20 protein-coding genes are annotated in these 14165 nt (G+C 51.5%); 12 read left to right on the top strand and 8 right to left on the bottom strand.

Annotated elements, in window-relative coordinates:
- Positions 1 to 10 precede the first annotated feature (10 nt).
- The 4 genes from KNO58_RS13250 to KNO58_RS13235 all read left to right on the top strand — a co-directional run bounded on the left by KNO58_RS13250 (position 11) and on the right by KNO58_RS13235 (position 2165).
- Positions 11 to 1363, top strand: a complete 1353-nt coding sequence (locus KNO58_RS13250; RefSeq protein WP_214754639.1) for a GH1 family beta-glucosidase — start codon at positions 11 to 13, stop codon at positions 1361 to 1363.
- Between the two features lie 84 nt (positions 1364 to 1447).
- The gene (locus tag KNO58_RS13245) at positions 1448 to 1708 is read left to right on the top strand and encodes a hypothetical protein (protein ID WP_071398941.1); all 261 of its coding nucleotides are present in this window, start codon (positions 1448 to 1450) and stop codon (positions 1706 to 1708) included.
- 2 nt (positions 1709 to 1710) lie between these two features.
- Complete coding sequence (locus KNO58_RS13240) at positions 1711 to 2028, top strand: WapI family immunity protein (RefSeq protein ID WP_214754637.1); 318 nt, start codon at positions 1711 to 1713, stop codon at positions 2026 to 2028.
- Positions 2025 to 2165 (top strand): hypothetical protein, encoded by a 141-nt coding sequence (locus tag KNO58_RS13235; RefSeq protein WP_214754635.1) that lies wholly within the window; start codon positions 2025 to 2027, stop codon positions 2163 to 2165. The genes KNO58_RS13240 and KNO58_RS13235 overlap by 4 nt, the downstream gene beginning before the upstream one ends.
- A gap of 39 nt (positions 2166 to 2204) precedes the next feature.
- Here KNO58_RS13235 and KNO58_RS13230 read toward each other — a convergent pair whose 3' ends face one another.
- The 7 genes from KNO58_RS13230 to KNO58_RS13200 form a co-directional block, all read right to left on the bottom strand.
- Entirely contained in the window at positions 2205 to 3170 is a 966-nt protein-coding gene (locus KNO58_RS13230; RefSeq protein WP_214754633.1) for a quinone oxidoreductase family protein, read from the bottom strand.
- A gap of 58 nt (positions 3171 to 3228) precedes the next feature.
- Complete coding sequence (locus tag KNO58_RS13225; RefSeq protein WP_214754631.1) at positions 3229 to 3375, bottom strand: hypothetical protein; 147 nt, start codon at positions 3373 to 3375, stop codon at positions 3229 to 3231.
- Between the two features lie 77 nt (positions 3376 to 3452).
- Positions 3453 to 4781 carry a PTS sugar transporter subunit IIC gene (locus tag KNO58_RS13220; protein WP_214754629.1) on the bottom strand — a complete coding sequence of 443 codons (1329 nt, stop codon included), beginning with the start codon at positions 4779 to 4781 and terminating at the stop codon, positions 3453 to 3455.
- Positions 4782 to 4792: 11 nt separating this feature from the next.
- Entirely contained in the window at positions 4793 to 6199 is a 1407-nt protein-coding gene (locus KNO58_RS13215; protein ID WP_058765650.1) for a GH1 family beta-glucosidase, read from the bottom strand.
- A gap of 15 nt (positions 6200 to 6214) precedes the next feature.
- Entirely contained in the window at positions 6215 to 6523 is a 309-nt protein-coding gene (locus tag KNO58_RS13210) for a PTS sugar transporter subunit IIB (RefSeq protein WP_021065302.1), read from the bottom strand.
- Positions 6520 to 6867 (bottom strand): PTS lactose/cellobiose transporter subunit IIA, encoded by a 348-nt coding sequence (locus tag KNO58_RS13205; RefSeq protein ID WP_021065301.1) that lies wholly within the window; start codon positions 6865 to 6867, stop codon positions 6520 to 6522. Before KNO58_RS13205 ends, KNO58_RS13210 begins: the two co-directional genes overlap by 4 nt.
- Positions 6868 to 7017: 150 nt before the next feature.
- Complete coding sequence (locus KNO58_RS13200; protein ID WP_214754627.1) at positions 7018 to 7728, bottom strand: GntR family transcriptional regulator; 711 nt, start codon at positions 7726 to 7728, stop codon at positions 7018 to 7020.
- Positions 7729 to 7927: 199 nt separating this feature from the next.
- Here KNO58_RS13200 and KNO58_RS13195 point away from each other — a divergent pair, with 199 nt between their 5' ends.
- The 7 genes from KNO58_RS13195 to KNO58_RS13165 are packed head-to-tail and all read left to right on the top strand — an operon-like array spanning position 7928 to position 11552.
- The gene (locus KNO58_RS13195; protein ID WP_214754625.1) at positions 7928 to 8371 is read left to right on the top strand and encodes a hypothetical protein; all 444 of its coding nucleotides are present in this window, start codon (positions 7928 to 7930) and stop codon (positions 8369 to 8371) included.
- Positions 8368 to 8796, top strand: a complete 429-nt coding sequence (locus KNO58_RS13190; RefSeq protein ID WP_214754623.1) for a hypothetical protein — start codon at positions 8368 to 8370, stop codon at positions 8794 to 8796. Before KNO58_RS13195 ends, KNO58_RS13190 begins: the two co-directional genes overlap by 4 nt.
- A 4-nt stretch (positions 8797 to 8800) precedes the next feature.
- On the top strand, positions 8801 to 9244 hold the full coding sequence (locus KNO58_RS13185; RefSeq protein ID WP_214754621.1) for a hypothetical protein: 444 nt from the start codon (positions 8801 to 8803) through the stop codon (positions 9242 to 9244).
- Positions 9245 to 9754 carry a hypothetical protein gene (locus tag KNO58_RS13180; protein ID WP_214754619.1) on the top strand — a complete coding sequence of 170 codons (510 nt, stop codon included), beginning with the start codon at positions 9245 to 9247 and terminating at the stop codon, positions 9752 to 9754.
- Positions 9747 to 10217, top strand: coding sequence for a hypothetical protein (locus tag KNO58_RS13175; RefSeq protein WP_214754617.1), 471 nt, complete (start codon positions 9747 to 9749; stop codon positions 10215 to 10217). The genes KNO58_RS13180 and KNO58_RS13175 overlap by 8 nt, the downstream gene beginning before the upstream one ends.
- A 34-nt stretch (positions 10218 to 10251) precedes the next feature.
- Positions 10252 to 10797: a P-loop nucleotide/nucleoside kinase family protein gene (locus KNO58_RS13170; RefSeq protein ID WP_214754615.1), complete on the top strand. Its 546-nt coding sequence runs from the start codon at positions 10252 to 10254 to the stop codon at positions 10795 to 10797.
- Positions 10794 to 11552 (top strand): endonuclease/exonuclease/phosphatase family protein, encoded by a 759-nt coding sequence (locus KNO58_RS13165; RefSeq protein WP_214754613.1) that lies wholly within the window; start codon positions 10794 to 10796, stop codon positions 11550 to 11552. Before KNO58_RS13170 ends, KNO58_RS13165 begins: the two co-directional genes overlap by 4 nt.
- A 31-nt stretch (positions 11553 to 11583) precedes the next feature.
- Here KNO58_RS13165 and KNO58_RS13160 read toward each other — a convergent pair whose 3' ends face one another.
- Positions 11584 to 11919 carry a hypothetical protein gene (locus tag KNO58_RS13160; protein ID WP_214754611.1) on the bottom strand — a complete coding sequence of 112 codons (336 nt, stop codon included), beginning with the start codon at positions 11917 to 11919 and terminating at the stop codon, positions 11584 to 11586.
- A gap of 413 nt (positions 11920 to 12332) precedes the next feature.
- Between KNO58_RS13160 and glmS the strand changes: the two genes are divergently transcribed.
- Positions 12333 to 14129, top strand: coding sequence for a glutamine--fructose-6-phosphate transaminase (isomerizing) (gene glmS, locus KNO58_RS13155; RefSeq protein ID WP_214754609.1), 1797 nt, complete (start codon positions 12333 to 12335; stop codon positions 14127 to 14129).
- The last annotated feature ends 36 nt before the right edge of the window (positions 14130 to 14165 follow it).

Genomic DNA, 14165 nt, shown 5'->3' with positions numbered 1-14165 from the left:
GGAATAGACTATGCAGTTTAACAAAGACTTCGTCTTCGGGACCGCGACTTCGTCGTATCAAATTGAAGGCGCGCATAACGAAGACGGGCGCACCCCGTCGATTTGGGACATGTTCTGCGACATCGACGGACGCGTGTTCGAGAAGCATAACGGTGACGTCGCCTGCGACCACTACCACCGCTTCGAAGAAGACATCCAGCACATCAAACAGCTCGGTGTCGATACGTATCGCTTTTCAATCGCCTGGCCGCGCATCTTCCCGGCGAAGGGTGAGTTCAACCCGGCTGGGATGGCGTTCTACAAGAAGCTGGCGACACGCCTCCGTGAGGAAGGCATCAAGCCGGCCGTCACGCTCTACCACTGGGACCTCCCGATGTGGGCGCACGAAGAAGGCGGCTGGGTGAACCGCGACTCGGTCGACTGGTTCCTCGACTACGCCAAAGTATGTTTCGATGAGCTCGACGGAATCGTCGACTCGTGGATCACACACAACGAGCCATGGTGTGCCGGATTCCTCGGCTACCATCTCGGCGTTCACGCACCGGGCCATCGTGATATGAACGAAGCGGTTCGCGCCGTGCACCATATGCTTCTCTCGCACGGGAAAGCGGTCGAACTGTTGAAACAAGAGTTGAAGTCGACGACGCCAATCGGCATCACGCTCAACTTGTCACCGGTCTATGCGAAGACGGACTCGGTGAACGACCGTCTCGCCCAAAACAACTCGGACGGATACTCGAATCGCTGGTTCCTCGATCCAGTATTCAAAGGTCAGTATCCGGTCGACATGATGAACTTGTTCGCGAAATACGTTCACACGTACGATTTCATCAAACCAGGTGACATGGAGACGATCTCGACCGAGTGCGACTTCTTCGGCATCAATTTCTATAGCCGTGGACTCGTCGAGTTCAGCGCGGCCAACGACTTCATGACGGTTGCTGCTTACTCCGATTACGACAAGACGGGCATGGGCTGGGATATCGCCCCGAACGAATTCAAAGACCTGATCCGTCGCTTACGTAACGAGTACACTGACCTTCCAATCATCATCACCGAGAACGGCGCCGCATACGACGACGTGCTTGAGAACGGCGAAGTCCATGACGATAAACGGATCGACTACGTCCAAAAGCACCTCACAGCCGTATCTGATTTGAATGATGAAGGCATGAACATCGCTGGCTACTATCTTTGGTCCTTGATGGACAACTTCGAATGGAGCTTCGGTTACGAGAAGCGTTTCGGCATTCTCTACATCGACTTCGACACGCAAGAGCGCGTCTGGAAAGACAGCGCAAAATGGTACGCTGGTGTCATCGCGGACCATAAAGCCAAACACGCGGATAGCGTCGAGGCGTAAGCTAAATCCATCCCTGCCGCTACAGGGGTGGTTTTTTTTGTGTGGAACCGATTCATGCGGGGAACGTATAGAAGAGGACAACGTATGAAAGGGGCCGTTCAAATGAAACGCGAGTATGCGACGTACGAAGTGACAGGCTATGATGACAAAGGGAAAATCAAGTTCATCCACTTGAAGGAAGGTGAGTTCGTCTTGCCGGTCGAGATCAAAGGGGACGACTTGACGAAAATCAAGAAGATGATGGAGCTCAATCCAGGCGTGACGGTCATCGTCCATGCGGCCGTCGATCAGAAACGGATGCGTCTGCAAGAGATTGACGGTTATTCGCTCAGGAAGGACGGGTAACGATGCCCATTGCCAAACTGATGTCACGAGACGAGTCCTGTGATGTGACAATCGAGAGTTATGCGTATGCCTATCCTGACGCCGACAACATCCATGACGCGGCCTGGCATCGTAATTGGGTCGGGCTCCATACGCCGGACCATCGCATCACCTTCGATGACGTCATGCTCGACAGTCTGCTCGTGGCTCACTACATACCGATGTTCGCGTCGTTCGTAGCGGGCGACTTGTCTGAAGTCGAGTTTGAGCCGACCGAACCGTTCGTCAGCTTGACGGTGACGAGACGAGACGAGACGGAGATGGAGATGAGGTCACGGTGAAGGGGTATGTCGAACATCCGCTTGAAGGGGAGTCTGAGGAGCTTGCGTTCACGTTTGAGACGTCCGTAAGCCATGTAGCGCGCTTTATAGAAGGGTTACAGGACATTGCCGACGCATATCCGATTCGAAACGTCTAACAAACAAAAGGCCAGCTCTTGTTGGGAGCTGGCCTTTTGTCATGGGAAAAGCAAAATCTTTCCTTGGCTTTGTCGACTTTCTAACAACCGGTGGGCAGAAGCTCCATCGCTCAGCGCGAACGTCGTTGGAGCCTGAACGAGTAAGGCGCCGTCTTGCACCCAACTAAATAATTCATTCGCGCGACGGACTCTCTCTTCTCTAGACGTCAGCACGTTCCAAAGATCTCCGCCGGTCAACGTCTTGGACGTATCCATCAACATGCGGGGGTCAATCGGCTCGGGGTCACCGCCCGCCATTCCATAAAATACAACCGTTCCACCGATGCGCGTCGCCTCGAAACTGTCGCGCAATGTCGAGCCGACAGAATCGTAGACGACGTCAGCCCCGGCGCCGTCTGTCTTTGCGTGCACTTCAGTGACCCAATCTGCATCGTAACGGCAAGCATATTTCGCACCAAGCGCTTCTATCGTTCTTTTCTTTTCCTCGGATGACGTGAGTCCGAGGACGGAACCGCCACGAAGTTGAATCATTTGCGTGAGCAATTGACCGACACCGCCTGCGGCAGCGTGGACGACTGCGACATCGCCTGGTTGAATCATATAGCTGTCGTGTACTAGATAATGTGCGGTCAACCCTTGTAACATGATGGAGGCAGCCGTCTCAAAGGAGATGGAGTCGGGGAGAGGGATAGCTTTCTCCGACGGTACAGCAACGAATTCTGCATTGGCGTGCGGGACATCGGCAAACGCAATCCTGTCTCCGATTTGAAGCGAGGTGATGTCGGTCCCGACCGCCTCGATGATTCCCGCCCCTTCGTAACCGAGGACATAAGGTGGTTCTCCCACTAAATGGTAGTTACCTTTTCGTCGATACACGTCAGCAAAATTTAAACCAACCGCTTTCATGCGGACGAGCACCTCATCTGCTTGAATTGTCGGTGTTGCGATATCGGCATAAGACAACACTTCTGGACCACCAAACTGATGAAATACGAGTGCCTTCATACGTTCACATCCTTCTTTAAAAGTCATGACCACTATAGCATACTGCGATGACAGGTCGTTAGGCTGGACGTTGAGCTACCTGATAACCGGCTGCGAACAGAAAGACGACTCCTAGCACGAACGGGATGATTGATTCAAGAGCAATCCCGGCCAGGAAGGAAGCGCTCATGAGGGAGCAGAACGCGACCGTATAATTTCGTTTCATCTATGTACCAACTCTCATACTCATTTTCCTAAATATAACAGCCCTTCTCATCGCTGAGAAGGGCTGTCGTTATTTGCTTAGGCTGACGCTTTGTCTGCGTCTTCTTGTGCTTTCAACTCTTCACCGTACGAGACGCGGTCTTGCATGCGAACGAACGGGAGGTAGACGGCTACGGCCATTGCGATCGTAACGATCTGCAAGAGCGCTGCACGCCATCCGCCGATTAAGAAACCAGAGATGATCGGTGGTGTTGTCCATGGCACTTGAAGTGCGTTGAACGGGTCGACCCAGCCCCAAAGGATTGAGAAGTACACCATGAACGATGCGATGGCAGGAACGATAACGAACGGTACGAACATGATCGGGTTGAACACGATCGGCATCCCGAAGATGACCGGCTCGTTGATGTTGAAGAGACTTGGTGCAAGCGAGAGCTTACCGAGTTGCTTCAAGTGAGCCGAACGGGCGACGATGAGTGTCGCGATGATGAAACCGATTGTGATTCCTGATCCACCGAGCTTCGTGAAGACGTCGAGGAACTGGATTGTAACGATTTTCGCGTTCTCACCGGCAACGAGTGTTTCACCCGCATCGATGAGTGCTTGGTTTTGAAGCGCGTTAGCTGTAAGAAGTGGTCCCATAATCCCCATGAGGATGGCAGCACCGTGAATTCCACACCACCACATGACTGACATGAGCACCATGATGATAACGGCTCCAGCAAGTGTGTCTGTCAAGTTTTGAAGTGGTGCTTGAAGCACGTCATAGACGACTTCTGTGAACGTACGATCTGCAACCGCTTGGAAAATCGCGAATGTCGCGACCGCAAGTGTGATAATCGCAAGACCAGGAACGAGTGCTGAGAATGAGTTCGATACGCCTGGTGGAACACCGTCAGGCATTTTGATGCTGATGCCGCGTTTGATGAACTGCGAATAAATGAATCCAACGACCAATCCGACGACGATGGCAGCGAGGACACCTTGTCCACCTGTCCATACTTTCGGGATGACTCCGCCGACTGTTTCTCCGCCTTCAGAGAGGACAGACGCTTGCGTGATAATCAAGAACGAGATAATCCCGAGGATACCAGCTGGTACACCTTCGATTTTTTCGTTTTTAACATACGAGTAAGCGATTCCGAATACACCGATTAAAGCGAGAATGTCGAACGTCGCACCGACGACTTGCGTGAGTGGAAGCGTCCAATCGGCTCCGAACAATCCTGACATGAAGTCAGCCCAACCTGGAATTGGGAGAGCAAGGATGAGTAAGAACAATGACCCGATGATCGTCATCGGCATCGTCAGGATGAACCCGTCCTTAATTGCAAGGACGGGCTTGGCGTTCGCGAAACGAACGAACCCTGGCGTGAATTTTTCAAATACGGTTTCTAAGCGGCTCATGGGGAACCTCCTTATAGGTTTTCAGCGCGAGTAGCGATAATGTCTTTGTACCAGTAGAACGATTTTTTCTTCTTACGAGCAAGTCCGTTAGCGTGGTCAACGTAGATGAAGCCATATTGCTTCTTATATCCGTTGAGCCAGCTGAGAAGGTCGATTGCCGACCAAGCGTAGTAACCTGCGACGTTGACACCCTGTTCGACAGCATGTTTCACGGCGCGGATATGGCCTTCGATGTATTCGATACGAGCGTCGTCGACGATTTCGCCGTCCACGATCGGGTCGACATCACCGAGACCGTTCTCTGTGATGTAGATTTTCACATCGCCGTAACGATCTTTGAGCATGTGCATGCCGTCAAGGAACGCTTCCGGTGAGATTTCCCAAGCCCATTTCGTGTACACTTTGTCATCCATCATGACCGTCTTATAGACGCCATCGAATGAAGGGTTACCCGGGCGGCCTGTCGAGTTCTCGCGGCCACCGGCCATGACGAGCGCCGAGTCATTTTTCATGACGCGTTGCGGACTGTAGTAGTTGAGGCCGATGAAGTCGTTCATCGAAGCCGTGCGCTTCAAGAGGTCGAGTTCTTCATCTGTCATTTCAGGGAGAAGGCCTTGCTCCTCGAGTCCTTTCACCACGTACGCTGGGTATTCACCTTTCAAGATCGGATCATAGAACCAATGCGTCGAGTAAGCGTTCGCGTGCATTTCAGCGAACTTGTTCTCTTCGGCGTCATCGATGCTGAAAGCCGGGTTGAACACGTGTGTGATTCCGATTTCGCCAACGTATCCGTTTTGTTTGAACAACTCGACGGCACGAGCGTGAGCGACGAAGACGTGGTGTGTTGTTTGGAAGTAACCTTTGACGTCGCCTTCGATGCCGGGCGGGTGTGCCCCAGTCAAGTAGCCGAGCGAGCAGAAGATGACCGCTTCGTTGAACGTGATCCAGTGACGGACACGGTCGCCGAACGATTGGAAGCAAGTATCGGCGAAACGGACAAATGCGTCAACCGTCTCTGGATTTTTCCAGCCGCCTTTTTCTTCAAGCGCTTGCGGGAGGTCCCAGTGGTAGAGTGTCACGAATGGGACGATGTTGTGCTTCAAGCACTCGTCAATCAAGTTGTTGTAAAACTCGAGTCCTTTTTCGTTCACTTCACCTGTGCCGTTCGGGAAGACACGCGGCCATGAGATCGAGAAGCGATATGATTCGAGTCCCATCTCTGCCATGAGCGCGATGTCTTCTTTATAACGGTGGTAGTGGTCGACTGCGACGTCGCCGTTCGTATCTTCAAATGTTTTTCCAGGAATTTTCGAGAAGACGTCCCAGTTTGAGAGTCCTTTCCCGTCCTCGTTCCATGCACCCTCGACTTGGTAAGAAGCCGATGCGGCGCCGAACAAGAAATTGTTTGGCATTTTCAAAGTGGTCACCTCAGTTTATTTATTCGCGAGTTTTAACGCGTGGTCTAATACTTTCGTTCCGTTCATCATGCCGTAGTCGACTGTGTTGATGACGTCGATTGGAACGCCTTTAGGCTCACAGATTTGTTTGCCTTTCGCGAGCAAGTATTTGACTTGTGGTCCGAGAAGGGCGACGTCGAGGTTGTCCACGTACGTTTCCATTTCTGATTCTGGGTAAGCAGCGATTTCAGCCTCAAGGCCTCGTTCAGCGGCAACCGCTTTCATTTTTTCTACTAACATACTTGTTGACATACCTGCTGCACAGAAGAGTCCGATTTTCATCATTTTTGATCCATTCCTTTCAATTGGTTGATTTCGTTTTGCATGTTCATCATATAGCCGAGCATCTCTTTGACGAGGATTGTGTTCATTAAGTGGTCTTGCGCGTGCACCATGAGGACGCCGACCGTAGCCGTTTTCCCTTGTGCTTCGAGTGTGACGAATTTCGTCTGGATGGCGTGTGCTTCTTTCAATGTCGCGTCACCAGCTTTGACCGCTTCAGCCGCTTCCTCTGCTTTGCCTTCTTGCATCAATAGCATCGCGTGATGGTAGCTCGCTTTGGCGTCGCCTGAAAGAGCGATTAAACCGAAAATATCTTCGGGTGTAATTTCGATTGTTTCAGAAACCATAGTATCTCTCCTTTTTGTATGGATAACCAAAATTCATAGGTACAAATTCTACAAATTGATAGTAGCACGATACCGCTTACATGTAAACCCTTTCTTTTATAAAATATACGAACGAAAAAAACGCACGCGAGAACAATCTCTCGGGCGCGTTTAAGACTTGATGTTCGAGACTTTGAGCATCTTAACATGGCGGAAATGATGTGTCGAGCGCGATACGTCGAAGATTTGCCCGTTCGTCAAATAGACGGTGTTGTCGACGAGGAGGGCCGGGTCGTTCTCGTTCAACCCGAGTAGCTCAGCATCTGCAGCGTTTAAAAAATCGGCGTAAATGACACGGTCGGCAAAACCGATGGCGAGCTTTTGATCGTTGCGGAAGTAGTTGTAAATCGACTTCTCGGTGATGTTCCGATCGAGATAGACGACGAGGTCTTTTCGGAAATACGAGTCCTCGACCGAGAACGGATGGTCATCGACGAGACGGAGACGTTTGACGTAATAAACGGGTGTCCCGACGTTGCACTTCATCCGTTCAGCCACTTCGTCGTTTGCTGTCGTCAACTCGAAATCGAGCACACGCGTCTCGACTTTTCGTCCGCTGAAGTCGCTCGTGAGACCTTGTAACTTCTCGAGGTTCACGTAATCACTCATATAATGATCACGGACGAAGACGCCGCTGCCTTGTACTTGATAGACGTACCCTTTGTTGACGAGAATCTCAATCGCTTTTCGGACGGTGTTGCGGCTGACGCCGTATTTCGTGGCGTATTCTTCCTCGGTGAGGAGCTTGTTCGTATGTTGATAGACGTGATTCATAATATCCGTCTCAATCTGTTCGGCAACTTGTTTATACTTTGGACCCATGACTGTCTGCACCTTTCACAACAAAAATTTGTAGGTATGAATACGCTATCAGTATATCAGAAATTAGATATCGGTGGAGGACAATCCTTCGGCATTTGTTGAAAAACGTCGAACGATTGTGAGGGTGATTCTTGAAAACAGCGAAACGAATTAGAAAGGGATTCGTATAGAAAAGGAGAAGAGTGAGGAGGAGAAGCGTATGACACAATCAGTTCGGATGGAACGGGAACGAGAATGGAAGCGACGACATACACGCATCGGCTACGCTTTATTGGCGGTGGTCATTCTGGCGTTCGCTTTCATGTTTTTTGGACGGGCAACGTGGATTACCGTCCCGCTCGGCCTGGTCGGCGTCGCCCTGCTCGTCTCAGACGTGGCAAAATATCGAATGAGACGGTCGTTTTTGTTCGAGTCCGCCGCACAAAAAATGCTTCGTTGGCAGTTAGGATACGACGTCGTAAATACGGGCGTACTCATCATCATGGTCGGCGGACTATTGATTTTTAGTCGAGATAACCTCTATTGGGCGTTCGCGGTCGTCATTTGGGGAATCATTACCGAGGTCGTGTCGCGTCGCTTGAATCGTGTGCTACAGGCGCATGACCCGATGTTACGCGCCCTTGAATTAGAGGAAGCGCGATGAGGGAACGAATCGAACAGGAACGGGCGTGGTTTCGTTCGTTCCATCAACTCATCTTTGGGATTGTCGGTGTGTTCTTGATTGTCGTCCTTCCAGTTATAGCGTGGACGGATCATCTGTTTTGGGGAATTGTCTATACCGGACTAGCGCTCGTCCCCGTCAATGTCATGTATATTCGACGGTCCCGGATGCGACGGACATTGAATCCACAATTGGCGCAGCGCTATCGCCAACAATTAAGAAGTGACTGCTTCAATACGATCGCCTTCTTTATCGCTTTAAATGGCGGTGAGTTGTTTGAGTCGAACGTTCTGTATCTAAGTGGGCTGTTCATGCTTATAGTAGCAGGGTTGTTGACGATACGAATCGAAAAGCGGATGAAAGAAGAGGATGTGTGGCTTCCTACATATGAACAGCTTAGGGGGTGAGCGGATGGAATATTCTATTCAACAAGAAGTCCAATCGATTAAACGAATTCAACGCTTTCGCGGCGCGGTCCTGGGCATCTACATTCTACTAATGATTGTTGCGCTTCTATTCGAAAAGATGTTATTGATTCCTTTAATGTGGACCGTCTCTGTGTTTCTGATTGTCATGGGGCATAAACAATACCGTCTCCTTCGCCATGTCTCGACGCACCCAAAAAGCTTACAGTGGCTAAAGGTCGAATATGCGGATACGTGGATTAGCGCGCTGTTGATGGGCACGTTTATGACGGCGTTATTAACAATGGAGTCGCTTGGCATTGGGATTGGATTTCTATTTGGGATTTGGGGGTTAACTGCAAATTATCGGAAACGATTCATTGAACGTCAGTTGAAAAGGCATGATCCTCATGTACCGACATATGAAGAATTGATTGAAAGGATGAGCTAAATGGAACTGTCACCACATTCAAAGCAACAGATTGATACGATTCTTCGATTTGAGAAGTGGACGAGTTGGGGCTTCGGCATCCTGGTCGTTTCTGCAGTCGTTGGGATGCTCGTTTATGCATCGTATTGGGACATGCCCGAGTCATTTATCCTTGTGCTCTTAGTATCGGTTTTCGCTCTGATGATTAGCATCGAAACGACTCGATTTCTCATGTGGCGTCGGTTCGTGAAAAATGGACAGGCACGGAAATTGCTTACGCTCCGGTATACGATTTATTTGATTGGGGTTAGCGCAATCGGATACTACGGGATTGTCGTATTCTATGAGACGCCACAACCGCAAACGTTCCAAGCCTTTTTGTTGTCGCAAGCCTTTTTCTGGGGAGCCGCCTTTTTCGGCAAATGGTTGGACCGCATCATCCAAAAGCATGACGATCATTATTTAACGGGGGCGGATTTAAAGCTGATTCGGGAAGCACGCGATATCGAAAAGGAGCAAAGTCATGGATAAACGGAGCCAAATGCGTGAATTGACGGCGTTCGACCAGAGAAAACATTCCACACACGTGTTCTTGTCAGCGGTGTTGGCCGCACTTCTCTTTTTCTCATTGGAGTATAATTGGCTATCACCCATGACGGTCATCTTCCTCAGTATCGCGGCAGGTCTACCTGATTTTCGCAAGATGTGGCAACGCGAGAACATCAAAAAGCAGTTTTTAAAGTCGGAAGCAGCAAAACGGCTCATCCATCTTAACTCCATCTTCGGACTTGTGACGCTACCATTTTTCCTATTATGGGTTTACGCATTGTTCACAGATCTCATTTCACTCCAATCGTTCGCTTTGATTGGGCTAGGGGCATACGTGCTCGCCATTCTCGAGCATCGTCTGTACGAGCGGCACATGGTTCAACTCGATGACAACTATGTCACCGAGGCTGAATTGCGAGAAGAACAAAAGTGGGGGAGCGCTTAGGCGTTTCCTCTTCTATATGAAGGAGGGAGAACGTGTGGCAAGGAAAGTATGGATCATATCGGGACCAGCTGGCGTCGGAAAGTCGACGACGGCGAGACGGCTCGCTCAAAGTATCGAGAAGAGTGCATACGTGTCAGGCGATGACATTAGTCATATGACGGTGTCCGGTCGTGAAAGACCGTGGGAGTCCGAGCGGGCGAACGACCTGGTGTGGAAAAACATCGTCGCGTTGACCGAAAATTTTCTTGAGGCAGGTTATGACGTCGTCGTGGACTGGGTCGCCTTTTGGCAAGACGTGAAGCGCTACACGGCGCACTGGATCGAGCAAGGCATCGAAGTGCGCTACGTCATCTTATGGGCAGATCAAGACGTTCATGTCGAACGCGATCAGCACCGGCCGAGCGATGCGCAGATGGGGGAGCGGGTCCTCATATTACGGAACGAGTTTCGAAGCTCGGGTGCACCAGAACGCTACTACTTGGATAACACGGAAGGCGAATTGAGCGAGACGATTCAACAGCTTCAAGAAAGCGAACAGTTCATACTGACAGATATGCATCAAAGTGGGACCGACACATGAGGATTGCGACGTTCAACATTTGGAACAATCCGACATTATGGTCCGAGCGAATCGAATCCATCTGTGCCACAGTGAAGATGATTAACGCCGATGTGCTGGCGCTTCAAGAAGTCAAAACGTATGTGGAAGGGGAGCAAGGAATCGATGTCGCGCGGCATATCGCCAACGAAACGGGCTATCCGTTTTGCGTATTTCTCGCCTATCCGGATTCACCCGATGAAGGGCTCGCAATCCTAAGTCATATTCCGCTCGATACGAATGATGCGATTTGGCACCACGAGGTAGAAGAAGCGAACTACTGTGCGATGCGGGTGACGTTTCAAGCAGGAGGTCACGCGTTCGGATTGACGAACGTCCATCTGAATTGGCGGTCGCCGGACATTCGGGAAACGCAAGTGCGGGCCGTCCGCGAGTGGATCGGTGCGGGAGAACGTTACGAGCTGCTATGTGGTGACTTCAATGACGACCCACACTCGGAAATCTATCGTGATTTGACCGCACATCGTTGGATCGATGTCGCCATGTGTGGTCGTGGTGGGGATGAGCCGACGCTGGATTATGTACACAACCCATATTTGAAGCAGGATTCCTTGCAGAAACAACCGGCACGCTATGATTGGATGTTATTGCGTCACGACGAAGAGGACGTTCCGCTTATCTTGAACGTGGGCGTGTTTGGAAAGACGTCCGTCACGGACACCGACGTGTTGCCGAGTGATCACTATGGGGTGCAACTCGACCTCGACATCACGTAAAAAAGGGGAACGCCTAGGCGCTCCCCCTTTTTCATTTAAACGTGCGGATGACGAAGTAGAGGCAAATCAGGAACGGGATGAGGAACAGTGCCCCGAGCCATTCCCCTTGTCCGAAGACGAGCCAGGCGAAGAGTTGAAATGACAACACGCCTGCAGTAGCAAACCCGGCAAAGCGGTACGCTTTCGGACGGAGCGACGGGTCGTCCCACCACTCTTTAAAAAACGGGAAGCTGAACATGAGCGCGAGCGCCAAAAACGAAGCGGCGGGAAACACAAGTAAATCTCCAAGTTCACTCTGTCCTTCGAATTGCAACCATTTGGATGCGGTCGATAAGATGATGCCGATGACGAGAAAGACGATATTCATAGCCATTCCTCCACTCCATCTAATAGATACTTCCATCATGACCGAACGAGCTCGCCGGGACAAGCCTGTTCAAAAAAAGTAGCTTTTTAGTGAAAGTGGTGACTTTTACATGAACAGTAAAAAAGTATTGGATTCTGTTGTGACATAAACGCTTTCGGTTTCAATTGAGACCGGCTAGCATGAAAGGGTATCTGGAGAAACGGCCAGCTATGAAGGGAAAGCGCCAGAACTCTGCGGAGTTGACGAGGTGGGGGTAATCGATGTTTCGGCGGATGCCTCCTAGTCGCCTGTCACGACTACAAGTGTTCTTTTAAAACGTTCGGGTGACCGGACGGACAACGAAGAACACGTTGACAGCACTCTAAAAAGCCCGTTTCCTTTTTCGAGAAATCGAATCGATGAGGAGAATTGTTATGTGTGGAATTGTAGGAATGATTGGTCAAGTTGGAACGAAAGAGATTTTATTAAAAGGGTTGGAGAAGCTCGAGTATCGAGGCTATGACTCAGCCGGAATCGCGCTCGTCGGTGATGATGTCCATGTGTTCAAAGAAGTAGGTCGCATCGCCGCACTTCGTGACATCGTACCGGTCGAAGCGGAAGGATTCATTGGCATCGGCCACACACGATGGGCGACACACGGCGTGCCGAGCGTCCCGAACGCCCACCCGCACCAGAGCACGACGAGCCGCTTCACGCTCGTCCACAACGGCGTCATCGAGAACGACGAGCAGATCAAAGCGACACTCGACGTCCCGTTCTTGTCAGAGACGGACACGGAAGTCATCGTCCAGTTGATGGAGAAGAACTTCGTCGTGCTCAAGGACGTCGAGGCGGCGTTCCGCAAGACGTTGGCTGAGCTTCACGGCTCATACGCGATCGCGATGATCGACTCAGAGGACAAAGAGCGTCTCTACATCGGCAAGAACAAGTCGCCACTCCTCGTCGGACTCGGCGACGGCACGTTCAACGTCGTGGCGTCTGACGCGATGGCGATGCTCCAGGTGACGGACCAGTACCTCGAGCTCCACGACGGCGAGATCGTCATCTTGACGCGCGAGTCGGCGACGATCAAGACGCTCGACGGCGAGATCCTCGAGCGTGCGCCGTACACGGCCGAGATCGATGCGTCAGACATCGAGAAGGGCACGTACGCGCACTACATGTTGAAGGAGATGGACGAGCAACCGGCCGTCATCCGCAACATCATCCAGCACTACCAGAACGAGAACGGTGACATCGAGCTCACGGAAGGCGTGCGCTCGCTCGTCTCGGAAGCCGACCGCATCTATATCGTCGCTTGCGGCACGAGCTATAACGCTGGGCTCGTCGGAAAAGACATCCTTGAGCGGATTGCCGGCATCCCGACCGAGGTTCACGTCTCGTCAGAGTTCGGCTACAATATGCCGCTCTTAAGTTCACGTCCGCTCTTCGTCTTCTTGTCACAGTCTGGAGAGACGGCTGACAGCCGTGCCGTCCTTGTCGAAGTGAAGAAGCGCGGCTACAAGGCACTCACGATGACGAACGTGCCGGGGTCGACGCTCTCGCGTGAAGCGAACGAGACGATGCTCCTCCACGCCGGCCCGGAGATCGCGGTCGCGTCGACGAAAGCGTACACGGCCCAAATCGCCGTGCTCGCGATTCTCGCGTACGATATCGCCCGTGCGAACGGGAAAGACTTGCCGTTCGAGTTGATGCCGGAACTCGCGCGCGTCGCGACGATCATGGACTCGATCATGTCACAAAAAGAACTGTTTGAAGATTTGTCGGACCGCTACCTGAAGACGACGCCGAACACGTTCTTCATCGGACGCGGCCTCGATGCGTCGGTCTGTCTCGAAGGCGCGCTCAAAGTAAAAGAGATCTCGTATATCCAGGCGGAAGGGTATCCGGGTGGAGAGCTCAAACACGGCTCGATTGCCTTGATTGAAGACGGTACACCGGTCATCGCGCTCATCTCGCAACCGAAGACGAACTTGAACATTCGCGGCAACGTCAAAGAAGTCGTCGCCCGTGGTGCGAACGCGTGTATCATCTCGATGCAAGGCGTCGAGCACGAGAACGACGAGTTCATCTTGCCGCACGTCGAACCGATTCTCGCGCCGCTCATCACGGTGTTACCGGTCCAATTGATGGCGTATTACGCCGCGCTCGCACGTGGCTGTGACGTCGACAAGCCGCGTAACTTGGCGAAATCAGTGACGGTTGAATAATCAATCTATCATCAAAGCACTTCTCTAAACAGAGGG

It is taken from the genome of Exiguobacterium sp. J17977, from assembly GCF_018616375.1.
GTDB lineage: Bacteria > Bacillota > Bacilli > Exiguobacteriales > Exiguobacteriaceae > Exiguobacterium > Exiguobacterium mexicanum.
The sequence above is the reverse complement of the archived record's forward strand: the minus strand, read 5'-3'. Positions and strand labels throughout refer to the sequence as shown.